This is a genomic window from Rahnella sp. P4_A8 (genome assembly GCF_056402435.1).
Window position 1 is genome coordinate 33,920 of record NZ_JBFUHK010000011.1, and the last position, 23,640, is coordinate 57,559.

The 23,640-nt window shown below is 54.6% G+C and carries 21 protein-coding genes and 1 tRNA gene; 18 read left to right on the plus strand and 4 right to left on the minus strand.

From position 1 onward, the window contains the following. Positions 1 to 34 precede the first annotated feature (34 nt). Positions 35 to 934 (minus strand): GntR family transcriptional regulator, encoded by a 900-nt coding sequence (locus AC1DUO_RS08520; protein ID WP_013574991.1) that lies wholly within the window; start codon positions 932 to 934, stop codon positions 35 to 37. A gap of 192 nt (positions 935 to 1,126) precedes the next feature. On the opposite strand from AC1DUO_RS08520, the gene AC1DUO_RS08525 reads away from it, so the two are divergent. The 7 genes from AC1DUO_RS08525 (at position 1,127) to AC1DUO_RS08555 (ending at position 7,950) form a co-directional block, all read left to right on the plus strand. Next, the gene (locus tag AC1DUO_RS08525) at positions 1,127 to 1,945 is read left to right on the plus strand and encodes an ABC transporter substrate-binding protein (RefSeq protein WP_477987034.1); all 819 of its coding nucleotides are present in this window, start codon (positions 1,127 to 1,129) and stop codon (positions 1,943 to 1,945) included. Positions 1,946 to 1,991: 46 nt separating this feature from the next. After that, on the plus strand, positions 1,992 to 2,705 hold the full coding sequence (locus AC1DUO_RS08530; protein ID WP_013574989.1) for an amino acid ABC transporter permease: 714 nt from the start codon (positions 1,992 to 1,994) through the stop codon (positions 2,703 to 2,705). 10 nt (positions 2,706 to 2,715) lie between these two features. Continuing rightward, positions 2,716 to 3,459 carry an amino acid ABC transporter ATP-binding protein gene (locus AC1DUO_RS08535; protein WP_013574988.1) on the plus strand — a complete coding sequence of 248 codons (744 nt, stop codon included), beginning with the start codon at positions 2,716 to 2,718 and terminating at the stop codon, positions 3,457 to 3,459. A gap of 83 nt (positions 3,460 to 3,542) precedes the next feature. Continuing rightward, the gene (locus tag AC1DUO_RS08540) at positions 3,543 to 4,706 is read left to right on the plus strand and encodes a M20 family metallopeptidase (RefSeq protein ID WP_477987037.1); all 1,164 of its coding nucleotides are present in this window, start codon (positions 3,543 to 3,545) and stop codon (positions 4,704 to 4,706) included. Between the two features lie 10 nt (positions 4,707 to 4,716). After that, positions 4,717 to 5,814: a mandelate racemase/muconate lactonizing enzyme family protein gene (locus tag AC1DUO_RS08545; protein ID WP_013574986.1), complete on the plus strand. Its 1,098-nt coding sequence runs from the start codon at positions 4,717 to 4,719 to the stop codon at positions 5,812 to 5,814. Continuing rightward, positions 5,811 to 6,995, plus strand: coding sequence for a M24 family metallopeptidase (locus AC1DUO_RS08550; protein ID WP_013574985.1), 1,185 nt, complete (start codon positions 5,811 to 5,813; stop codon positions 6,993 to 6,995). Before AC1DUO_RS08545 ends, AC1DUO_RS08550 begins: the two co-directional genes overlap by 4 nt. Before the next feature lie 34 nt (positions 6,996 to 7,029). After that, positions 7,030 to 7,950 (plus strand): dihydrodipicolinate synthase family protein, encoded by a 921-nt coding sequence (locus AC1DUO_RS08555; RefSeq protein WP_013574984.1) that lies wholly within the window; start codon positions 7,030 to 7,032, stop codon positions 7,948 to 7,950. A 59-nt stretch (positions 7,951 to 8,009) separates the two neighbouring features. Here AC1DUO_RS08555 and AC1DUO_RS08560 read toward each other — a convergent pair whose 3' ends face one another. After that, positions 8,010 to 9,212 carry a glutamine amidotransferase-related protein gene (locus AC1DUO_RS08560; RefSeq protein WP_162906059.1) on the minus strand — a complete coding sequence of 401 codons (1,203 nt, stop codon included), beginning with the start codon at positions 9,210 to 9,212 and terminating at the stop codon, positions 8,010 to 8,012. A gap of 203 nt (positions 9,213 to 9,415) precedes the next feature. Here AC1DUO_RS08560 and AC1DUO_RS08565 point away from each other — a divergent pair, with 203 nt between their 5' ends. Together AC1DUO_RS08565 and AC1DUO_RS08570 are read left to right on the plus strand one after the other, a co-directional pair. After that, positions 9,416 to 10,624 (plus strand): pyridoxal phosphate-dependent aminotransferase, encoded by a 1,209-nt coding sequence (locus AC1DUO_RS08565; protein WP_013574982.1) that lies wholly within the window; start codon positions 9,416 to 9,418, stop codon positions 10,622 to 10,624. A gap of 151 nt (positions 10,625 to 10,775) precedes the next feature. Next, a tRNA-Asn gene (locus tag AC1DUO_RS08570) sits at positions 10,776 to 10,851 on the plus strand. Between the two features lie 297 nt (positions 10,852 to 11,148). Here the strand turns inward: AC1DUO_RS08570 and AC1DUO_RS08575 are convergent. Continuing rightward, complete coding sequence (locus AC1DUO_RS08575; RefSeq protein ID WP_112151786.1) at positions 11,149 to 11,799, minus strand: DUF1028 domain-containing protein; 651 nt, start codon at positions 11,797 to 11,799, stop codon at positions 11,149 to 11,151. 143 nt (positions 11,800 to 11,942) lie between these two features. Here AC1DUO_RS08575 and AC1DUO_RS08580 point away from each other — a divergent pair, with 143 nt between their 5' ends. From AC1DUO_RS08580 to AC1DUO_RS08600, 5 genes are read left to right on the plus strand one after another with little or no spacing between them, the layout of a single operon-like run. After that, positions 11,943 to 13,517, plus strand: a complete 1,575-nt coding sequence (locus AC1DUO_RS08580) for an ABC transporter substrate-binding protein (protein ID WP_153375024.1) — start codon at positions 11,943 to 11,945, stop codon at positions 13,515 to 13,517. A gap of 14 nt (positions 13,518 to 13,531) precedes the next feature. After that, complete coding sequence (locus AC1DUO_RS08585) at positions 13,532 to 14,479, plus strand: ABC transporter permease (RefSeq protein ID WP_013574978.1); 948 nt, start codon at positions 13,532 to 13,534, stop codon at positions 14,477 to 14,479. After that, on the plus strand, positions 14,476 to 16,272 hold the full coding sequence (locus AC1DUO_RS08590) for a dipeptide/oligopeptide/nickel ABC transporter permease/ATP-binding protein (protein WP_013574977.1): 1,797 nt from the start codon (positions 14,476 to 14,478) through the stop codon (positions 16,270 to 16,272). Before AC1DUO_RS08585 ends, AC1DUO_RS08590 begins: the two co-directional genes overlap by 4 nt. Continuing rightward, a complete protein-coding gene (locus AC1DUO_RS08595) occupies positions 16,269 to 17,054 on the plus strand; it encodes an ATP-binding cassette domain-containing protein (protein ID WP_013574976.1) in 786 nt (261 codons plus the stop codon). Before AC1DUO_RS08590 ends, AC1DUO_RS08595 begins: the two co-directional genes overlap by 4 nt. 16 nt (positions 17,055 to 17,070) lie before the next feature. After that, the gene (locus tag AC1DUO_RS08600) at positions 17,071 to 17,844 is read left to right on the plus strand and encodes a FadR/GntR family transcriptional regulator (RefSeq protein ID WP_013574975.1); all 774 of its coding nucleotides are present in this window, start codon (positions 17,071 to 17,073) and stop codon (positions 17,842 to 17,844) included. A 274-nt stretch (positions 17,845 to 18,118) separates the two neighbouring features. Here AC1DUO_RS08600 and AC1DUO_RS08605 read toward each other — a convergent pair whose 3' ends face one another. After that, positions 18,119 to 18,823 (minus strand): B3/B4 domain-containing protein, encoded by a 705-nt coding sequence (locus tag AC1DUO_RS08605; protein WP_015689651.1) that lies wholly within the window; start codon positions 18,821 to 18,823, stop codon positions 18,119 to 18,121. Between the two features lie 43 nt (positions 18,824 to 18,866). On the opposite strand from AC1DUO_RS08605, the gene AC1DUO_RS08610 reads away from it, so the two are divergent. The 4 genes from AC1DUO_RS08610 to AC1DUO_RS08625 all read left to right on the plus strand — a co-directional run bounded on the left by AC1DUO_RS08610 (position 18,867) and on the right by AC1DUO_RS08625 (position 23,639). After that, positions 18,867 to 19,463: a helix-turn-helix domain-containing protein gene (locus AC1DUO_RS08610; protein ID WP_013574973.1), complete on the plus strand. Its 597-nt coding sequence runs from the start codon at positions 18,867 to 18,869 to the stop codon at positions 19,461 to 19,463. Positions 19,464 to 19,801: 338 nt separating this feature from the next. Then, positions 19,802 to 20,716: a GGDEF domain-containing protein gene (locus AC1DUO_RS08615; protein ID WP_013574972.1), complete on the plus strand. Its 915-nt coding sequence runs from the start codon at positions 19,802 to 19,804 to the stop codon at positions 20,714 to 20,716. Positions 20,717 to 20,929: 213 nt separating this feature from the next. Then, positions 20,930 to 21,967, plus strand: a complete 1,038-nt coding sequence (locus tag AC1DUO_RS08620) for an extracellular solute-binding protein (protein ID WP_013574971.1) — start codon at positions 20,930 to 20,932, stop codon at positions 21,965 to 21,967. Further along, entirely contained in the window at positions 21,951 to 23,639 is a 1,689-nt protein-coding gene (locus AC1DUO_RS08625; RefSeq protein ID WP_013574970.1) for an ABC transporter permease, read from the plus strand. The genes AC1DUO_RS08620 and AC1DUO_RS08625 overlap by 17 nt, the downstream gene beginning before the upstream one ends. Position 23,640 lies beyond the last annotated feature (1 nt).

Consider the following 23,640-nt stretch of genomic DNA (forward strand, 5'->3'; position numbering starts at 1 on the left):
TTTCCTCTGGTTTATGTAAGACAAAAACAGCGGATCACCCCACTTTGCTGACTTTGTTAAGCACCATCTGATAAGCCGATTGCAGGTGGCTGCGCATCATGTCCGCCGCCGCTTCCATCCGCCCTTCCAGCACGGCGTCGATGATGGCGACATGTTCCTCACACCATTCGCGCACACGCTGTTTATTGGTGTAACTGCCGAACTCCAGCAGGCGGCGCAGCCGGTTTTGCTGCTGAATTGCCTGTAAAACAAAAATATTGCCGCTGAACTCCGCCAGCATTTCATGAAAGGTGGCGTCCGTTTCGAAAATCTGACGGCCATCAACGGCCAGAATATCCGGATGCGTAATCAGATAAATATGCTGCATCCGCAGGCGGCGCAGCGCGCTTTTATCGGCGTGAAAACCTGCCGCCATGAGCGCGCCCGGCTCAATCATCAGACGGAATCCGTAGCCGTTACTCAGCGCTACATCGGTATTCAGGGTCGGTAAGAATGACCAGCCATGCCCTTTGTTGCGGGCGATCAACCCGTCTTCCGCCAGACGCAGCAACGTGCGCGCCAGCACGCCACGATCGACGTCATAGCGCTGGGCGATTTCCGTCTGCGTCAGGGAATCCGGCAACTTTCCGGCGATACGGTCTTTCACCAGTTGCTCGTATAAATCCTGATCATTACTGGCGGGGATATCAATGCTGATGCGCTGAAGTTCATCGAAGGCTTTCAGCAGGAAAAAACCCTGATTGCGCCGCGCTTCGATAATGCCTAATTCACACAGTAATTTCAGGGCAGTACGCACCGGCGTACGCGACACACCGAGCATATCAGCCAGTTGTTGCTCCCTGAGATGATGACCTGGCTCAAATTTTGCTTCACGTATCAGGTCAAGGATTTGGTTTGCCAGACGCCTTCCGCTGGCTGTCGTAGTTTGGGTCATGGAATAGCAGCACCTGAAAGTATTTGTTGTTTAGGTTTGTACAATATCACAAGCCTTGAGGATGGTGAAGTCTGGTTACAAAGCCCCCAAATCGTGCAATTAATGCACCAAAAAAGAGCCTTGACTCACAAATTTAATTGTATTTAATGAGACAAAAAGAGCAATCCTGCTCATGGGAAACTGGAGTCTGTCATGTCAAAAAAAGCTTTTTTGCGTCGATATGCCGCCGTCTCTCTGGCCGCTATTTGCCTGAGTGCCCCGTTGTTCAGCCAGGCTGCTGCGCCAGTTCTGGTCAGTAAAGGTCATCTGACGTATGGCACCGCCGCCACGTTCATGCCGTTTGAATTTACTAAAGATGGCAAGCTGACCGGTTTCGATATCGATCTCATCACCGCCCTGTCGAAAAAACTGGCGCTGACACCGGAACCGATGTCGATGGAGTTCAAAGGACTGATCCCCGCGTTGCAGGGCAAACGTCTCGATATCATCAACTCAGCGATGTACATCAACCCGACCCGTTCTGAGCAGGTGGATTTTGTGCCGTACCTGAAAATCGGCAGMCGCGTCATTGTGGCGAAAGGCAATCCGGAAAAAATCACCGGTCGAGATTTGTCCCTGTGCGGCAAAAACATCGCCGTGACGCTGGGCGGCATTGAAGAAAGTCAGGCGCGTGCAGACAACCAAAAATGTCTGGATGCGAAAAAACCGGCGCTGACCGTGCTGACCTTCCCGGCTGCCACGGATTCCGCCGTCGCAGTGGCACAAAAACGTGCTGATGCAGAATTCCTGTCAACGCCGGGTGCTGTGGCGCTGCTGAGTGAAAAAGGCGATACCTTCGAAGCCGTCGGCGCTGAGTTTGAAGCAGACACGCACATCGGTTTTGCCGTGCGTAAAGGCGATACCGAAATGAAATCGCTGCTGGAAAAAGGCCTTCAGGACGTGGTGAAAGACGGAACTTATCAAAAAATCATCAGCAAATGGCAGTTCCCGGCTTCGGTGTCCATTTTCTGAAACCGTGATGTTAAGTAAAGCGTTGCCCTGACGTTGAGGAAAGTTCATGTCACTTGATCTTGTTTGGCAATACCTGTTCTCACCGGCGTTCTTTCAGGGCGCATTAATGACCTTGTTGTTAACGGTGTGCTCGTTGTTCTTTGGCATTATTGCGGGGCTGGTGCTGGCCCTGCTGCAGGAATCCCGCTTCCGGGCGGGATCCGTTCTGGCCTTCTTCTATCTCTGGTTATTTCGCGGCACACCGGTGCTGTTCCAGATTATTTTCGTTTACAACGTCCTGCCAACCTTCGGCCTGCGCTTCTCCGCTTTCACCTGTGCGGTGATGGCGCTGTCCTTAAATGAAGGGGCGTATATGGCGGAGATTTTACGCTCCGGCTTACAGGCCGTACGCAGCGGGCAGCGAACGGCGGGGATGGCGCTCGGCATGACTCAGAGCCAGATCATGCGCAAGATTGTGTTGCCACAGGCCGCGCGCATCGTGTTGCCGCCGATGGGCAATCAGATGATCAGCATGCTGAAGTCGAGCGCACTGGTGTCGGTGATTGCCGTGCAGGAACTGCTGCTTATCGCCAATCAGACCGCCAGCGCCAGCTTCCGATATTTCGAAGCACTGTGCGCCGCAGGTATTTACTACCTGGTGCTGACTTCCGTATTCATGGTCGGACAGGCCTGGCTGGAACGTTCGCTTGATCCGAAAAAGCGCAAGAAACCCGCGCTGTCACTGACTGAACGCCTGCTGCGCAGCAGCACGCCAAACTGAGGAGAAGTCCGTGAGTCAATCCAAACCGGTTCTGGAAATCATCGGCGTCGATAAACATTTTGGCGCACAACACGTGCTTAAAAACTGTTCCCTGAATGTGGTTCAGGGCGAAACCGTGGTGCTGATTGGTCCGTCAGGTTCAGGCAAATCTACCCTGCTGCGCTGCATCAATTTGCTGGAGCCGATCCAGGGGGGGTCGATCTTCTTTCGCAATCAGGACATCACCCACGCCAGTATCGAGCCGCATAAATTACGCCGTGACATCGGCATGGTGTTCCAGAACTACGAACTGTTTTCCCATCTGACGGCGGCCGAAAACATCATGCTCGCGCCGATGACCGTGCTGGGCGTCAGCCGCAGTGAAGCCGAGGCGCAGGCACTGGAACTGCTCGGCAAAGTACGAATTCCTGATAAAGCCGATTCGTTCCCGGATGAACTTTCCGGCGGCCAGCAGCAACGTGTCGCCATTGCCCGTGCACTGGCGATGAAACCCAAACTGATGCTGTTTGACGAGCCGACTTCGGCGCTCGACCCGGAAATGATCCGCGAAGTGCTCGACGTGATGGCCGATCTCAGCGCCGAAGGCATGACCAGCATTGTGGTCACGCATGAAATGGGCTTCGCGAAACGTGCAGCCAATCACATCGTCTTTATGGAAAACGGCGAAATCATCGAAAACGCGACCGGCGAAAAATTCTTCGGCGGCGATGTCAGCCTGCGGGCGCAACGTTTCTTAGATCAAATCTTACATTGATCCTTTTCAGCATTCTCAAAACACCTATTGCGCCCTCACCAGGGGCCTGACTTTTGCCACAACACTGTTTTCAGGAGACACCGATGAGTCTTTCATCGCCCGATATCAGCAGAATGAAACGTGATCTTGCCGCACTGGTGGCGATCAATACCGAAAACCCGCCGGGACGTGAACGCGAGGCCGCAGAGCTTATCAGCGCCATGCTCAGCGACATCGGCCTCGACATGACGCTCAGCGAGTACGCACCGGGACGCACCAACGTGATTGGCAGGCTGGAAAACGGCAGCGGCCCGTGCTTTGCCTTTAATACCCACATCGACGTCGTACCGGCCGGTGAAGGCTGGCAGCAGGATCCGTTCACCCTCACCGAACGCGACGGGCGGTTGTATGGCCGCGGAGCCTGCGACGCTAAAGGCCCGCTGATCGCCATGATCGAAGCCATGCGCTGGCTCGCGGCCAACCGCAATGACTGGCGCGGCACGCTGATGGCGATTTTTGTCGCCGACGAAGAAGTCGCCAGCGAAGGCGCGAAGTTTTATGTGCGCGAAGCCTCGGCGCATATCGATTACGTGGTGATCGGCGAACCGACGTCCAACACCACATACTCGGCGCACAAAGGCAGTTTACGTCCGCTGGTTCGCGTTCATGGCGTCACCGCGCATTCCGGCACACCGGAGCTGGGCGAGAACGCTATTTTCCGTGCCGCGCAACTGCTCGGTCTGGTGGAAGAAACGCATGAACATACCGTGCGTTGTCGCTGCCATCCGCTGGTCGGTAACGCCAGCCTGACGGTCACGCGCATTAGCGGCGGACATGCCGATAACGTGCTGCCGGGCGCCTGCGAATTATTGCTCGACCGGCGTATGGTGCCGGGCGAAGACGAAAACGCCGTGAAACAGGAAATTCAGGATTTACTGCAACTGGCGCAGGAAAAATTCGGTGTACGCAGCGAAATCATCACCTACAAACCCACCACCGGCGGTGCGACCGAAACCGATTCTGACGATCCGATTGTGCGGGCGGGCGTTGAAGCCTGCGCCGCCCAGGGCAATCCTGAACCCGGCCCGTTCGGTTTTCAGGGAGGATGCGATCTGGTGCATTTTCGCAGTCTGGGCACTAAAGGCATCATCATCGGCCCCGGTTCGCTGGCCGTCGCGCATAAACCTGATGAATTTATCCCCATCGATGAATTCGTAGCAGGCAGCAAAATTTACTGCGATGTCGCCTTAAAAATGCTCAAACGCTGAGGGGAAAACGGTGAAAGCGACATTATATCGCGCCGACCTGCGGTATCCGCATCTGCAACTTTATACCGCCTCGTCGGGCAGTGTGCCGGGGCTGGACACCTTGTATCTGCTGCTTGAAGACAAAAACTTCAACGGGCTGGGCGAAGTGCGCATCAACATGGCGTATCTCAATGGTTACAGCGCCGAACGGGTGTTGAGTGATGTGATCCGTGCGTTGCAGCAACTGGATCTCAGTCAGCCTGCCAGCACAATTTTGCTCAATCTGCCGCAACGGCTGGCGGATTTTCTGGCACCGACACGCATGCTGCTGGATATCGCGCTGCATGATCTGATCGCGCGTCAGGAAGGCATCAGCGTGGCGCAACTGGCGGGCGCAGATAATAGCGAAACGGTGAGTTATCACACCAACCAGACGCTGTTCTGGACGCCGATGGCGCAGATGCTGCAACAGGCGACGGCGTATGTGGATCGCGGTTTTACACAGCTTAAACTGCGCGTCGGCGTGGCTTCGTTCGAAGAAGATGAAGCACGGCTCAGTGCGCTGCGCCGACGTTTCGGGCACGAAATCAGTTTGTCCGCAGATGCCAACGGCCAATGGCAGCCGGAAGCCGCGCGCAGCCATTTAATCTCGCTGGCGAAGTTTGACATGAGTTATCTCGAACAGCCGGTTTCTGACGCTAATGCGCACTATTATCCGACGCTGGCCGAAGCCAGTCCGGTGCCGCTGATGCTCGATGAAAGCATGAGCAGCGAGGCGGATTTAGAACGCATTTTGGCGCTGAACGGCAAGATTATGGCGCATCTCAAACTGGTCAAAATGGGCGGCATTGCGCCGACAATGGCTGCCGCACGACGTCTTACGGCAGCGGGCGTGCCCTTCATGATTGGTCAGATGAACGAAGGCGGTGCCGCTACCGCCGCCGCCCTGCACGTCGCCCGCGCCTGCCAGCCCGCTTACGCCGAACTTTACGGTGCCGACGGGCTGGGTAACGACCCGGTTCACGGCCTTTCCTATCATCAGGGGTTACTCAGCAGCCCGCCGGGCGCGGGGCTGGGTATCCGCTTCACCCCTTCCCAGGCAGAATTTATTCAGGAGTTTGAACAATGACAGCAACATCATTACCCGATACGGGCCGCGTCGTGCCAGGCGCAGAATCTGCATTTCACGAAGAAGAATATCGGCAGCGCATGGCGAAGGCGCGTCAGTTACTGGTGAAAGCCGGTCTGGACGTGATGGTGATCACCGGGCCGGAAAACATCTTTTACCTGACAGGTCAGCAAACACCGGGCTATTACACTTTCCAGACGCTGGTACTGCCGGTGGAAGGCGATCCGGTGTTTGTTATCCGCCAGCTTGAGTATTTCAACTTCATCTCCAACACCTTTATCCGCGACGCGGCGATTTATACCGATGGCGATAATCCGGTGAATTTCCTGCTCGATGTGCTGAAAACGCGTGGCTGGATGAAGAGCCGGATCGGGATCGATAAACGCGGCTGGTTTCTGCCGATCGCAATATACGAAGCCTTACAGGCTGAAATCGGCACGATCCACGATGCGGCTGGTGTTATCGAGCAACTGCGCGCCGTGAAATCAGCCGCAGAACTGGAAAAAATGGCGCACGCCGCCCGTTACGTTGACGCTGGCATGCTGGCAGGCCGCGCGGCGATTGCCGCAGGTGCGACAGAAAACGATCTGGTTTCCGCCATGATGGGCGCGGCGATTGCCGCCGGTTCCGAATATATGGGCATGGAACCGCTGGTCTCCAGCGGCCCGCGCACCGGTGTGCCGCACGGTACATGGCGACGCCGTAAAATTCTCGGGGGCGACCCGATTTTCCTTGAAATGGCCGCCACTCATGACCGTTATCACGCGGCCCTGATGCGCTCCGCCTGGCTCGGCAAACCGCCAGCCGTGGCGCTGGAAATGGAAAAAGTCTGTCAGGAAGCGTTGCAGGCTGCACTCGATGCCATCCGTCCGGGCGCGACATGCGAAGCGCCGCATCTGGCCTGTCAGGCCGTTATCGACCGCGCTGGCTATACCGATAACTTCAAAAAACGCACCGGTTATTCGATTGGTATTTCGTTCGCACCGGACTGGGGCGAAGGCGCGATCCTCAGCCTTTACAGCGGCATCACCACCGAATTACAGCCGGGAATGACCTTCCACATTCCGCCTGCATTGCGCATTTACGGCGAATTCACCGTCGGTGTCAGTGAAACCATTGTGGTGACCGAAACCGGCTATCGCGCCCTCGGCACAGTGGATCGTCCGCTGACCTTACTTTGATTTTGCTTTTAACCAGATGATGAGAATTGAATAAATGAAAGACATCAGTGAAAGTCAGGCGCGCCTGAAAGGTATTTTTAATATTACCGTGACGCCTTTTACGGCGGGCGGCGAGTTTGATTTTGCCGGGTTATCCCGCAACATTGAGCGGGTCATCGGCCTCGGTTATGACGGCATTTTGATTGGCGGCACGTACGGTGAATTCCCGGCGATGACCGCCGACGAACGCGCCACGCTGTTCCGCCATGTGATGGAAGTGGTGGGTGACCGCGTGCCGGTGATGTTGTGCAGCGCAGGTTCAGATGTCCGTGTCGTGCGCGATTTAACGCAACTGGCGGGCGATCTGGGTGGCCTGCCGATGGTCACGCCGCCGTTTGTTTCTGAAGTGACCGACGCGCAAATTATCAGCTTCTTCAAACAGATGGCACCGTTATCACGCACCGGTATTTTGGTATATAACGCACCGGGTATCGGCATTACGTTGCCGCCGGTAGTGCTGGAGCAACTGGCCGACATCGACGGCGTGGTGGGTATCAAACAAGGTGATCTGAACCCGACCGCCATCGATCAGATTGCCAACCGTCTTGGCGGGCGTCTGCGTCTGTTCTGCGCCTCCGATCTGGCATTTTTAGGGCCGATGATGTGTGGTTTTGACGGCATCAGCACCACCAACAGCGGCGCTTTGCCGGAAATTATTCTGGCAACCTATCGTGCGCTGGAAAGCGGCGATGCCAGCACAGCCCGCGAACTGCACCGTCTGTGGTATCCGTACCGGGCGCTGGCCCGCCGTTTCGGTCAACCGCAACTGGTGAAAGCGGCCATGAACCTGCGCGGTTTTGACGGTCACCATGTGCGCGCCCCGCTGATTGATCTGCAAGCTGACGTCATCGGGCTGGTGGAGCAGGAACTGCGCCGTCTGGCCGCCGATCCGCGTTCCGGCGTCACCCTGAAGTAACCCGCTTTAAGCAAAAATCCCCGTCTTTGCAGGCGGGGATTTTTCATGGTGCCGTCAATTTATCCGTGCTGAGCTGACGCCGCTTTCAGAAAAGCTATCAGCAACGGGTGAGGTTTCACCGGCAGTGATGACAACTCCGGGTGGCCCTGCACGCCGAGATAAAACGGATGGCGGGTGAATTCGATTCCGTCAGCAATCTTGCCGGTGGCATCGGTCCCGCTGATCAGTAATCCGTGATTTTCCAGATCCGGTTTCAGTTCAGGTGCAAGGTGAAAACGGTGGTTGTAGCGCACGATAAATTCATCGCCAAGAATCTCATGCAACCGGCTGCCGGGGCGGGAATGCATCCGATGATCCCCGAGGCGGTGAACCGGAAATGTGGGCGTATTCGTCAGCGGCACAAAAGTTTTAATATCAGCATCAGGATCCGCTTCCGCCAGATTGGCTTTCGCAGAACCCATCATGTTCTGCACGATGGCCGTAGTCATGGTTTGCATGCCCAGGCACAACCCGAGAATGGGAATATGGCGATTCAGGGCGTAATGTGCGGCACAAATCTGTCCGGTAACATTACACATCGCGGATCCGCCCGGCAGTAAAATACCATCGACGTTTTCCATCACTTCATGCAGATGATCTTCCAGCACCTGGGGCGCGGCATACACCATATCAAGCGACACTGATAAAGCATCCGCGGCATCACCCAGCGCAGCGAGCGTGGCCGGATAGGTCGTGCACTGCTCGGACTGCGCACCGACCAGCGCGATACGCAGCGAAGTGGTGGTTTGTGGCGGCGTATCGTGATTTATCCAGCGCCCATAACGATCACGCCACCAGCATCCGGCGGCTTCATCCGTCAGTCCGTGCCGCCTGAACATATACCCCTGATTTTCGCGCTCAACCGTAATCAATTCATAGTCAAACGCTTTTTCGCGAACCTGCCGTGCAATTTGAGTGAACTGAATGATCTGCATTGGCCCGAGGGGGATCACCACATCCCCGGTGCCATACGTCTTCAGCAATTCTTCCAGCTTCATCACTTTACCGGCACTTTGCAAAATCAGCCGTTCTGCCCAAAGCAACCCGCTGGTTACCCGTTGCCCTTCACCAACGACGTGCTGGCAGGCATCAGGGTAGCGTGCGGTATCCCAGCTCACCGGCAGATGCGCCAGCGGTAAATCCTTTTGTGCCGCCAGTATTGCCGCCATCGCACCGTACAGCGACGGCTCAGGTGTGTCATGTGCAACAAAAATAAGAGCCATAAGACAACCTTGAAATATAAATGAAAAGTTCAGACAGCCCGCAGGCTCACCGCCAGCCATACCCGCTGCCCTGCCGTTTCCGTCAGTAAAATACCGCTCAGCACGAAGAAATTATGAGCAAAGCAAAAAGAAGAATGGTAAGTTTAAATTGGTTTTAATGATTCACATAATACAATTTTGTTATTGTTCATACAGGGGAAACAATGTCTGCTGAATTTCTTGCACCTCGTTTGCGTCGCGTGCGCCCTTCGCCGACAGCGGCGATCTCCGACCAGGTTCGTGCGCTCAGCGCGGCAGGTACTGATGTCATCAACCTGGGCGAAGGTGAGCTGGATTTCGATACTCCCGCACATATTAAGCAGGCCGGCATCGACGCGATTGTACAAGGTGACACAAAATACACTGCCGTTGCCGGTACCGCCGCGCTTAAACACGCCATCATGACTAAGTTTAATCGTGAAAATAGGATCAGCTACCGCCCGGATGAAGTCATCGCGGGCAGTGGCGCCAAGCAACTCATTTTCAACGCACTGTTGGCCACCGTTTCGTCTGGCGATCAGGTGATTATCCCGGCCCCTTACTGGGTGTCTTATCCGGATATGGTGGCACTGGCGGAAGGTGAACCGCGGATTGTTCATTGTCTGGAAAGTGATGGCTGGAAATTGCAGCCGGAAGTTTTAGCCGCCGCAATCACCCCGAAAACACGTTGGGTCATCCTCAACTCCCCGAACAATCCGACCGGGGCAGTCTATTCAGCTGACGAACTCCACGCACTGGCCGCCGTTCTGCTGGAGCACCCGCAGGTGCTGGTGATGGCAGACGACATCTACGAACAAATTTGTTTTGTGCCCGGTATTTTCGCCACACTCGCCGAAGTCGAACCTCGTCTGAAAGAGCGTATCCTGACCGTAAACGGTGTTTCTAAAGGCTATTCAATGACCGGCTGGCGTTTGGGTTATGCGGGCGGCCCCGCGTGGCTGATTTCTGCCATGCAAATTTTGCAGTCGCAAAGCACTTCCAACCCCAGCTCCATTTCTCAGGCCGCGACTGTTGCCGCTCTGGAACAGGGCAATGCATTCATCGCGGACTGGATCGACATCCTGACGCACCGTCGCACCCTGATCATGAACTGCGTGAATGCCATTGACGGCCTGAGTGCCGAAACGCCGCCGGGCGCATTTTACGTTTTCGCTAATTGTCAGGGGATGTCAGGTAAAACGACACCTTCAGGCGATATTCTCAGAACAGATGAAGATTTTGCAGCTTATCTGCTGAAATCAGGCCATGTCGCCACGCTTCAGGGTTCTGCTTTTGGTGCGCCGGGTTATTTGCGTATTGCTTATGCCATCGATGACAACCGGTTGCAGGAAGCCTGCGAGCGAATCACCCGCGCTTGTCGTGAATTGCGTTAAGACCGAAAAAGGCCTGCTTCAATATGAAAACGGGCCTTTTTGACTCTATTCTCAACAACTTGGCTAAAGTATCAGCAAACGCACGCATTTATTCAGTTTCCCCTTTGACATGCCACGGGGCAGTCGCTATTATTCGCCCCGTTCCAACGATTCCTCTGTAGTTCAGTCGGTAGAACGGCGGACTGTTAATCCGTATGTCACTGGTTCGAGTCCAGTCAGAGGAGCCAAATTAGAAAATCCCGCTTAAGGAAACTTAAGCGGGATTTTTGCTTTTTATGCCCGGAGCCCGGGCCTGTATGGCGTTGATGCAATCAGTGAGTGTGAAAATAGTCCTGATGCATTTTCAGTTTTCCCTCGGCGCCGGGAAAATTTGGTGGTCAGATTTGGGGTCAGGTGAGTTCGATGACACAGTGACCCCCAAATATCTCTTAACGACTCAAAAATCCGCAAATTAAAATCACCCGCAAAACCCTTTAATGTTTCTGATTCTCATGGCCTGTACCTTTATGCAATCTTATGACTGATTAACGCAGCTGGCCTTTCGGTAAGGCGGAAAAAAAATCGGCATGAGAAGGAGAGCGCGTCTGTTGCAGAATCTCCGCTAACGCCTCCAACGGCGCATCGGACCAGTCAGCGCGCAGATCAACGCTGGCATACTGGCGGTCGCACCAGATTTTCAGCGCCGCAGATTTAAGCCCGCGCCGGTCGCCGCCGGCCTGCGCACCGGCGTTCATGGCCCCCAGAAGGCGGTCGGCCAGCGGCAGGTCAGTTTGCAGGTGATAATTTTCCAGCATCGCAAACAGCGTTCGTTCCCCAGTCAGTAAATTCCCACCGACGACACATTGATGCCCCGCGATGCTTCCGGCCCAGACTCCGCAATCTGCCCCGCTCCACTGCGCCGTATTGCCCTGATTATCGACTATCAGTAGCTGCCTTCGGGCAGCGTCCGCATCCTGCGCCAGCAGGTTTTTCAATGTATATGCCGCATCGGCCCCCTGCTGTAACAACGTCAGACCCCGCTCCCCGTAAAGTGGATTGGTCATTGCCTGGGTGGCAATCGCGCCGGTCTGCGCACGTCCGTGTACCACCAATGCACCCACGGCAGGGCCAGCGGTAGCGGTGGCGACACCCACCGCACCTGAGTGTGGGTCCCGCGCCACGATTGAAAAAGTCATAAGTACTCCGCGACAGTCTGGTTAAATTTATACGTATAAATTATTGCAATTCAGTTAATTTATACGCATAAATAATAAACAGGACAACGCCTGATTTTTTTCTGAGGTTTCCACATAGCGTTTTATTAAGCGACGAGGTCGATATGCTGCCAGCTTTGCAAAAGTCATTTATGCCAATCTGTTTTTGTCTCTTTGCGCTGTCGTGGCAGGCTCAGGTGCAGGCCAGAACCCCTGCGGATGCGCTGTTGATTGGTCAGGTGGCTGAGCCACAATCGCTGGATCCACAGGTTGCTACCGCAGCCAACGACTCGCGCATTCTGGTGAACGTTTACGACGGACTGGTGCGTAACGGTGAGGGGAAACTGGATATCGAACCGGCGCTGGCCACCCGTTGGACAATCAGTCCCGACGGCCTTACTTACCGCTTTTATCTGCGCGAGGGGGTGAAATTTCAGGACGGAACACCGTTTAATGCCGATGCGGTGAAATTTACCTTTGACCGTATGCTGGATGATAAAAATCCGTGGCATGACACCGGGCCTTTCCCGTTGTCGTTTTTCTTCTCTTCGATAAAAAACATCGAAACACCGGACCAAAATACGCTGGTCTTTACGCTGAAAGAGCCGTTCTCACCGTTTCTCTCCAACCTCGCCACGCCAACCGGCCTTATCGTGTCACCAGCGGCAGTGAAAAAATACGGCAAAGAGTTTGGCCGTCACCCGGTCGGCACTGGCGCATTCCGCTTTGCAGAATGGAAAGCCAATCAGCGCGTGGTGGTGACGGCCAATAATGATTACTGGGACGGTAAACCTGCGGTACAAAACGTGGTGTTCCGCCCCATCACCGATGGTAATACGCGGGTCGCCGAGATGCTTTCCGGCGGCATTGATGCAATGGTAGAAGTGCCTCCTGACACGGTGAAACTGTTCAAGGAGAAAAGTGACCGCTTCCGCCTGTACCAGACTACCGGCCCACACGTCTGGTACGTGATGCTCAATACACAAGTGCCACCCTTTAACGACGTGCGGGTGAGGCAGGCGGTGAATTACGCCATCAATAAACAGTCGCTGACAGATAAAATTTTGCAGGGTTCGGCCGACGTAGCCGAGGGCCCGATCCCCCACGCCTTTAACTGGGCGACCAATAAAGAGGTGACGCCCTATCCTTATGATCCGACTAAAGCCCGCGCACTGCTGAAAGCCGCCGGAGCAGAAGGGACAACGCTGACCTTCTACGTCGCCGAGGGGGGATCAGGCATGCTGGATCCCATCCCGATGGCCACCGCCATTCAGGCTGACCTGAAAGCAGTAGGTCTGAATGTTTCGCTCCAGACCTATGAGTGGAATACCTATCTATCGAAGGTTAATGCCGGTCTGGACAATCACACCCATATGGCGGAAATGGCCTGGATGACCAACGACCCTGACACCCTACCTTTCCTGACGCTACGCACCGACGCCTGGCCGAAAAAAGGCGGTTTTAACTCCGGTTATTACAGCAATCCGCAGGTGGACAATCTGTTGCAACAAGCGCGCATGACCACAGACACCGCAACGCGCGCCGCGCTTTACAGGCAGGTGCAGCAGCTCGTACATGACGATGCACCGTGGATTTTCGTCGCCAACTGGAAACAGAACGCCGTAACCTCCACACGAATTCAGCACTTCGCACTGCAACCGAATTTCAATCTGTTGCTCAACCGGGTAACCAAACAGTAATCGGAGAGAAACTTATGGGGAGTTACGTGCTTAAAAGGCTGCTCTCGACCATTCCGGTGTTTATCGGGTTGTCGCTGATTGTTTTTTTGATTATGGCAATGATCCCGGGGGATCCGGCTCAGGCGTTGCTCGGTGCCTGGGCCACGCCGGAAAACGTCGCACGGATCAATCAGGAACTCGGGCTGAATAAACCGCTCTATCAACAATATCTGATCTGGGCGGGCAATATTTTGCACGGCGATTTTGGCCGTTCTTACGTGCTTAATCGCCCGGTCATTGATGAAGTGATGGAGCGTTTTGGCGCCACGCTGTTGCTCGGAGGCTGCGCACTGCTGTTAAGCACCGTGCTGGGGCTGCTGGCCGGAATACTCTCCGCCGTCCGCCAGTTTGGCCTGGGCGACCACATCATTACGTTGCTGGTGCTGCTGGGAATTTCCATGCCTTCGTTTTGGATTGGTCTGCTGCTGATAATGCTGTTCGCCGTAGAGCTACAATGGTTCCCTGCTTCTGGTATGTATGCCATTTGGGCCGGTGGCGGCTGGCTCGACTTGCTGCATCATCTGACCTTACCCGCTATTACGCTGGCGATTGTTGCCACCGGCGTTATCGCTCGCCTGACCCGCACCGCGATGCTCGAAGTGTTGCGTCAGGACTTCATTCGTACCGCCCGCGCCAAAGGCCTGTCCGAGCGCAAAGTGATCTATAAGCACGCCTTTCGTATGGCGCTGGTGTCAGTCATTCCGGTGATCGGTATTCAGGCCGGTTTTGTGCTCGGCGGCGCGGTCTATATAGAGACGGTATTTCAGTGGCCGGGGCTTGGCGCAATGATGGTGAAAGCCGTCGCCACCCGCGACTTGCTTCTGGTACAGGGTGGCGTGCTGGTTGCCGCTGCGGCCTATGTACTGATCAACCTGTGTGCTGACATTTTACAGGCGCTTCTCGACCCGAGGTTAAAATCATGAGCCAGAACATCACCACTGTCACGCCTCGTCATCGCCAGCCGTTGTGGGCGCTGCTGTTGGCCAACCGGCTGGCCACGCTCGGCCTGATCATGCTGGTGCTGGTGGCAGGTGCCGCCCTCGCCGCGCCGTTGCTGCCGTTACCAGACCCTGACGCCACCGATCTGCTCAACCGTCTGCTGCGACCGTTTTCGCCCGGCCACTGGCTCGGCACAGACCCGCTGGGCCGGGACATGCTCTCCCGCCTGCTGTGGGGAACCCGCGTGTCACTGGCAATGGGAGTTTGCGCCACGCTGCTGGCCGCACTGTTCGGTACACTGATTGGTCTGGTCGCCGGGTATGCCGGAGGTAAAACCGACAGCCTGTTGATGCGCCTGATCGATATGCTGATGGCCTTCCCTTATATACTGTTGGCGCTGGTGATCGTCACGGTGCTGGGTCCCGGACTGCTCAATGCGCTTTACGCCATCTCGGTGGTGAATATTCCTTTCTTCGCCCGTAATATTCGCGGTCTGACCGTTGGCCTGCGTCAGCGCGATTTTATTCAGGCGGCGCGGCTGTCGGGCAAAAATCATTTGCAAATTTTGCTGACCGAAGTGCTACCCAACATGATGCCGGTTGTGGTGGTCACCATGTCAACCACCGTCGGCTGGATGATTTTAGAGACCGCCGGGTTGTCGTTCCTCGGACTGGGAACCCAGCCACCCAACGCTGATTTAGGCTCGATGCTGGGTCAGGGACGCGCACAGATGTTCAGCGCACCGCACGTTTCCATCGTACCTGGATTGACGATTTTCATTCTTGTCATGAGTTTTAATCTGCTGGGTGACGGCGTCCGCGACCTGCTCGATCCACGCCTGAAGTCCGGCATTCTATTGCGCGGGAAAGCCGTCACTACGGTCAATCGTGCCAGCGTTCCCTCTGCCATACAGGGCAAGAATGCGCTGCTGGAAGTGGTGGATTTACAAGTGAATTTCCGCTCGGGAAAACAATCCGTCGCAGCGGTCAAAGGCGTAAGTTTTTACGTTGCCAAAGGAGAATGTCTGGGGCTGATTGGGGAGAGCGGATCTGGGAAAAGCGTCACTGCGCTGTCCGTGATGGGACTGGTATCTTCCCCACCGGGAGAAATCACCGCTGGCGCGATTTACGTCGGCGGCGAAGAGATGCTGTCGCGAACGCAAAGCGAGCTGCAACAGTGCCGCGGCGCGCGGGTGGCCTATATTTTCCAGGACCCGCTGACCACCCTGCACCCTCAGTTCAGCATTGGCGCACAAATCATTGAAGCCATTCAGGCCCATCAGCCGCTGTCAAACCGGCTGGCTAAAGAGAAAGCACTGACGCTGCTCCACAGCGTAGGAATTGATGAGGCTGCGGCGCGCTTCGACGCCTTTCCCCATCAGCTTTCTGGCGGGCAGCGTCAGCGTGTCGGCATCGCAGTGGCACTGGCCAATGACCCGGAAATCATCATCGCCGATGAACCCACTACCGCGCTGGATGTCACGGTACAGGCACGTATTCTCGAGCTGCTGCAACAGCTGCGTCGTGAACGTGGCCTGACGCTGCTATTCATCACTCATGATTTTAGCGTGATCGCCCAGATTTGCGACCGGGTGGCAGTGATGCGTAACGGCGAAATTGTTGAAAGCGGTGAAACCCGGTCAGTGCTGCGGGACCCGCAGCATGATTACACCCGCAGGCTGATTGCCAGCGTGCCGAAACTCGGCCAGGGACGCGATTTCCTCAAACAGGTCGGCGAACTGTATGCCAACTCAAAACCACAGCCGGGGGCAATATGAGCAACGTGATTGAAGTCAACGGGCTGGTGAAAACCTTCGGCAGTACCTCAGGCTGGTTCTCCGGCCGCAAACTGCAGGTTGAAGCGGTAAAAGGGATATCTCTGCATCTGGCTGAAGGCGAAACGCTGGCGGTAGTGGGTGAAAGTGGTTCAGGTAAAAGTACGCTGGCGCGAATGCTGGTCGGTCTGGAACGTCCGACGTCCGGCACCATTAAACTGATGGGCGAAGCGATGTCGACACATGCTAAACGCAGCGACAAAGCCTTCGGCCAGATGATTCAGTATGTTTTTCAGGATCCTGTGGCCTCGCTCAACCCCCGAAAAACCATCGCTGATACGCTGGATGTGCCGCTGCGTTATTTATGCGCCTACCCCACCATGCGACGTAAAGCGCGAATGCTGGAATTGATGGAGGCAGTGCAGATGCCTGCCGACGCGCTCAGTGGTTATCCGCATGAGTTTTCTGGCGGTCAGGCTCAGCGGTTAGCGATTGCCCGCGCACTGGCGGCCGAGGCCCGTATTCTGGTGCTTGACGAGCCGGTCAGTGCTTTAGATGTATCGGTACAGGCACAGGTTTTGTTATTACTCGATCGCCTGAAACGTGAGTTCGGTCTGTCGTATCTGTTTATCAGCCATGATTTAGCGGTGGTGGAGTCCATTGCCGATCGCGTGGCGGTGATGTATCACGGTGATTTAGTAGAATGCGCGGATAACGATCGGTTGTTCAACGCACCGCAGCACGCCTACACGCAACGTCTTCTGGCCAGTGCGCCAAGGGTTTAAATCAATGAAGGGATTTATGAGTATTGAAATGACACACCAACCGGAACCGGTACGCCGCAAGCGCACTGATGAAATTGTCGATGCCATCAAAGAGAGCATCATCAGCGAGAATCTGCTGCCCGGCGACCGTCTGCCGCAGGAGAAAGATCTGATAACGCGTTATGCCGCAGGCAAAGGCACAGTGCGTGAAGCGCTGAAATCTTTAGAGGTTCAGGGGCTGATCCGCACCAAAACCGGCCCCGGTGGCGGTGCGTTTATTGATTCAATGACCGAATCTCGCGCCATGAGTTTGCTGTCCAATTATCTGTTTACCCGTCAGCTTTCCATCAGCAATATCTACGCCTTGCGCAAAGCGCTGGAGCCTCTGGTGGCGGTCAGCGCCATTGGCAATATCGACGCCAAAGGCTTCGTGCAACTGCATCAGCTGATTGCCGTCTACGATCATGAACCCGCTGACGAAGCTGAACGCTGGGAACAGCGCATGGCCGAACTGGATTTTCACGGCGTGGTGGCCAGTTATTCTGACAACGTGCTGCTGGCGTTTATCTGCCATTTCCTGCAACGTCTGCTCAAAGATTTGGCCGTCTGCAAAGATATTTACCAGCGCCCCGAGCCGGTGGCGCGCAGCGTCGGCATTGATTATCAATATCGCCTGATCGACGCGATGCGCCGTCAGGATGCCGCCACCGTTCAGCAGATCATGACCGAACACATGCAGCATGCCGAAGACGCCATGCTTGGGCTGGAAGCCACGCTTGAGGAGCGTTTTTTGAGCGACCGGGCGGAGTGACGCGTATTCTGAAACCTGTTTCAGCGTGTAAGTATCCCGCTTAAGCGGAAGTTAGATCATAAAAGGTATGGGTGCCGCTGGTGTTGTGAGCAGCCAGGTATTCATCTATTTTTATTATGCTGATGAAAATAAGAGAAAATGTCATGCGCCTGTACATGCTTTACCTGGGGACTATGCAGCCGGGTGATATACCTGTACCGGGATATTTGATTCAGACAGACGAAGGAATAAATATCCTTGTCGACAGTGGCTGGCCGCGCCAGGAGAGCAAAAGTTATTCCGCGCTACCCGATGCGTTGCTGATGAAAACGGTCTGACAGCGCACCCCGGGCATCATTTTTTCCAGGCCGTCTGTCAGCATTCTGCCGGCCGCATGCAGCTCTTCCACAGGCATTTCAGGCAGGCTCTCAAGGATGAACCACATGCTGCTGTCTGCCACGCTCAGCCGCGTCCGGACGCCTTGTCGCCAGTTCCACCGGCGGCAGGTCACGCCGGTGTCATCGCGCCAGACAACTTCTCCCGCCTCCGGTGACTCGCTTCCCGGCTGACCGTCTTTCATAGTGTCAAAAATTTCGGTTCCGTCAGCAACAACCAGCTGCGGCATCCCGGCGTAAGCCGCAAGGTTTTCACCACCTACCGGAATGGCATACCGGATGCTGACCGCGTTATACAGATCAACCACCGGATCGAGAGCGGCCATCGTGCCATCCTTTATGACGCGCTTTCTCAGGGCTTCTGCCGAACAGGGCGTACGCTTAGGTTTTGCACCGAAGGCGCGGAATACCTCCGCCCATGCGCTGAGGTGGGCCTCAGCCCAGGCAGGCTGCCCGGCCTGAGCGGCCTCGCAGGCTTCCCGCAGCGCGACTTCCCCCACCCGCTCATCGGCCACGGGGGCCGCTTTCACGCAGATGCTGAGCGCACGAAAACCCGGTGCGATGCGGTAAATTTCAGGGCTGATTGACGGTGACACGGCTGGCATAGGATAATCCTGTAATGACTGATTTATTACATGATAATGACCGATGACCAGTAAAGTCAATATAACGACCGATACCGATGCTGCCAGAATAAACGAGGCCGTTTCCGCGCGCATAAAGCTTTACCGCAGCCAGAAAAAAATGTCGCTCGATGAGCTTTCCCGCCGTGCGGGCGTCAGTAAGGGAATGCTGGTTGAGATAGAAGGATGCCGGGCCAACCCCAGCATTGCCCTGCTCTGCCGCCTTGCGTCTGCGATGAACGTCTCCGTGGCCGATTTTGTCAACGTAGCTGGCAAGCCCGCTGTTCATCTCATCAATGCCAGTGACATTCCCGTACTCTGGAAAGGAGAAAAAGGTGGCAGCGCGCGCCTGCTTGCGGGCACGAGCGGGCCGGACATGGTCGAGCTGTGGGAGTGGGTGCTTTACCCCGGGGAAACCTTTGAGTCTCCCGGCCATCCGGAAGGCACCAGTGAACTGCTTCATGTGTCCGGCGGGACCCTGACGCTCGTCGTCAGCGATACCACTTACGTGATTAGCCCCGGGGGGGCAGCGGTTGCAAGAACCGACGCGCCGCATGCCTATATGAACAGTGGCACGGAGGTGACCGTGTTTACCATGACGGTGAATGAGAAAGGCCGCTGAAAACGGTGGCTGCTGTTTCCCCGTGTGTGATTCTGAGTAGTTCAGCTACCTGTCAGCCCGGTGAGAAAAGTTCGAGGTGCGCTAAATAACCTTGTAAAAACAGCGTGCGAGAGTGAGCAGTCTCGGGCAGGGTCAGCCTGCTCACGCCCCGATGTCACGCCTAAACTGTCATCTTGACAGTTTGCTGGCTCATCTGATAAAGAAGAAGTCCCGATTGATCCCCCATCATCACTCAGCCTGTTTTGTGCGTGTTGCGGCGCTTTCTCAGACAATAAGAAGGTCAGAGTCTGACACTCCCGAAATCTGATTTTAGTATCTACCTGTATCAGGGACTAACTATGCCATTTTTGAAGTATGAAAGCGGACTTTTTACTAAAAACAAATCACGTAAAATTCTGTATATGCCAATGGCATTATCGGTGATGCTGTGTATTTTTGTTATGGTGTTTAATCTTGTCGCATTTTCTACAAAACAGAACGAGGGTTCCTGGATACAAAATTCTGGCTGGATATTTGATGGCATCCAATTGCTGATACTTAACTTTATCTTGTGGAACTTTAATCGATTATTATTGAAAACCAGTCTTCGCCGATGGATAAACGCGGGGCTGATGATATGGATTGTGTCTGCAGCATTTGATCTGATGGATGAAATTATTCGCCAGCCGATGTGGGTCGGGTATTATCTTGAGGATCTCAGTAAGCTGGCAGGTATGGTCTGCGTCTCGGCAGGCATCTATTTCATCGTACGTTATGTGAATAATAAATATTCGGATATGAGTATTAATTCATTCCGTGATGAGCTTACACGTTTGCCAAATCGTCGTTATTTTAAAAACGCCCTTATGGACTTAGATAATGTCAGTGTTTACGTCTTTTTAATCGATATTGACTTCTTCAAAAATATAAATGACAAATACGGCCACTACATTGGCGATGATGTCCTGAGAGCCTTTAGCCTGATGCTCAGTGAACTCTTTAAAAATAACGTCATCGCCGCCCGCGTCGGCGGAGAAGAATTTGCCGTCATCGTGCAAACGTCAGTATTTGAAGAAGCACGATTAATGGCCGAAAAAATATTAGTTCATGTCAGAGAATTAGTGATTAATGATGAAATTCGCTTCACCGTCAGCATCGGTGCCGGGATAAAAAAAGAAAATGAAAGCCAGGAAAGCTTGTTCCGACGTATAGATATCGCGTTGTACCAGGCGAAGCACTCTGGAAGAAATCGTGTCGAATGGGTGGAGGAGTAAGAGATACAACGATCGGGTATCAATCCCCCTGCATAAGCCCTCCCGATTCCGTGTCCGGCCATATCATCGCGTTGATTAAAGTTGTGTAAATGTGAATCATTTACACTTTGCAATGATTGTAACTGTGAGTGATTATCATTTATTGTGCGCATGCCGCAGGGATCTTGTCCTGCCCGGGTCACAATTAGTTTCAATTACTCTGGGATATCAACGATGAATGCTTTGCCTCGCACCGGACTGCGCCGTATCACGCTTGCATCGGCTCTGGTTTTCTCCGTCAGCCTTCCGGCTTTCGCCCAAGATACTTTGACGCTTTATACCACTCGCGAACCCGGTCTGATCCAGCCATTGCTGGATAGCTGGACACAATCGAGCGGCATAAAAGTCAATACGGTTTACATCAAGGATGGCATGCTCGAACGTGTTAAAGCGGAAGGCCAGAACTCCCCTGCCGACCTGCTAATGACGGTAGATGCAGGAAATCTCATTGATTTAGTGGAAGCAGGTGTGACACAGCCTGTGGAGTCACAAACGCTTAAGACGGCTATTCCGGCAAACTTGCGAGGAGCAGATAATCAGTGGTTTGCGCTTTCTATGCGCGCTCGCGTGCTTTACGCCGAGAAATCGCTGGCGATGGATAACTGGCATTACGAACAGCTTTCCAGCCCGGAATACAAAGGCAAAGTGTGTATTCGCTCCGGCCAGCATCCTTACAATACCGGACTGATTGCCGCCATGATTGCCCACCACGGTGAAGCGAAAACCGAAGAGTGGCTGCGTGGTGTGAAGGCTAATCTGGCACGTAAAGCGACTGGCGGCGATCGTGACGTTGCTCGCGATATCCTCGGCGGTATTTGCGATATTGGCCTCGCAAACTCTTACTATATCGGCCATATGAAAAACGCCAAAGAAGGCACCGATGCGCGTAAGTGGGGCGATGCCATTAAAGTGGTGAAACCTACCTTTGAACAAGGCGGCACGCACGTGAATATCAGTGGTGCTGCAGTGGCTCGTTATGCGCCGAACAAAGCTGATGCCGTAAAACTGATGGAATATCTGGTTTCCGCACCCGCCCAGCAACAATACGCCAAAGCGAACTTTGAATACCCGGTGCTGAAAGGTGTGGCGCTTGATCCGGTGATCACCGCCACCATCGGTGAAATCGATGTCGATAAAATCCCGTTAACCGAGATGGTGAAATACCGTAAACAAGCGAGCCTGCTGGTAGATAAAGTTGGATTCGATCAATAAATCACTTCGTCTTCCGACGTTACGCGGCCTGGTTTCCGGGCCGCAGTCATTATTAACGCCGCTGCATCTTGCCGCGCTAGGTATTGCGCTTGGCGTACTCACACCTATCGTTGCGCTAATCTGGCAGGCGACACAGGCTGATTTCTCGCACTGGGATAATCTCATTACTTTTGTGCTGCCTTCGGTGTTGAAAAATACCGGGCTTTTGCTGGCAGGTGTCGCCGTGATCGTGGGGGTGACTGGCGTCGGCAGCGCGTGGGCGGTCACAGCATGGGATTTCCCCGGACGCAAAATACTTAGCTGGGCGTTACTGCTGCCGCTAGCCATGCCGACTTATATTGTGGCCTTTGCCTGGCTTGACCTGCTGCATCCCCTTGGCCCGCTACAAACATTCATTCGTTTTTTGCTGGGCTTCGACAGTCCGCGGCAGTTCCGTTTACCGGATTTACGCTCCCTGCCCGGCGCCATTATTCTGCTCGGCTTAGTGCTGTATCCTTACGTTTATCTGACGACCCGTGCGATGTTCATCAGCCAACCTGCACATTTGCTGGAAGCCGCTCGTACCCTGGGTTGCAGCGCTGCCGGTGTTTTCTTTCGTGTTGCCCTGCCGATGGCTCGCCCGGCGCTGGCTGTCGGTATCAGCCTGGCGCTACTGGAAACGCTCAATGATATCGGCGCATCTGAATTTCTTGGCGTACAAACGTTAACCGTCACCGTCTACACCACCTGGATTTCGCGTTCCGATCTTGCCGGTGCCGCGCAAATCGCCTGCATGATGCTGATGTTTATTTTCTGCATTCTGACGCTGGAATTTTATGGTCGCAGAAAACAAGGCCTTAGCAGCCGCAGCTTGCGAGAGATTCAACCTACCAGAGTACGCGGCTGGCGTGGATGGCTGCTCAGCTCGGTTATTGCGTTACCGGTTATTCTGGGGTTCCTCGCACCGGTTGTATTTTTAGCCTGGGAAAGCGCAAAGCGTTTAGGTGAAGAAAATCCCCTCTCCCCTTCGTTGCTTTCAGCCTTACAAAATACGCTGTCGCTGGCGGCAGGCACCACTCTGGTGGTGGTTTGCGTCAGTTTACTGGTGGCCTGGAGCGCGAGGCACAGTGCCGCAGATAACACGATGTCGGGCTTTCGTCGCGGCGTAATGCGCCTTGCGTCCTTAGGCTATGCGGTGCCTGGCACCATTCTGGCGATTGGTTTTCTCACTCCGGCAATGGCAGCAGACAAATGGTTGGCAGATTTAATGGATATTCGCGGCTTACCGCTGATGTCAGCCGGTATCTTGCTGGTTATCTGCTGCGCGATGCGCTTCCAGGCCATTGCCATCGGCGCACTGGATTCCGGGCTTGGCCGTATCCCTCTTTCGCTGGAACAAGCATCGCGTTTGTTGGGGGAAAATGGTGCGGGGACTTTCGTGCGGGTTCACTTCCCGTTGCTGCGCCCCGCGCTGGTTAGCAGCGCATTATTAGTCTTTGCCGACGCGATGAAAGAACTGCCGACAACCTTGCTTTTACGCCCGGTAAACTTCGAGACGCTGGCAACGTTACTCTATGCAGAAGCAGCTCGTGGAACCTATGAAGAAGGGGCCATTGCCGCCTTAATGATTGTTCTCGCAGGCACGCTGCCGGTTATATTGCTGGTGCGTCATCAGATGACTCGCCACGGCTAAA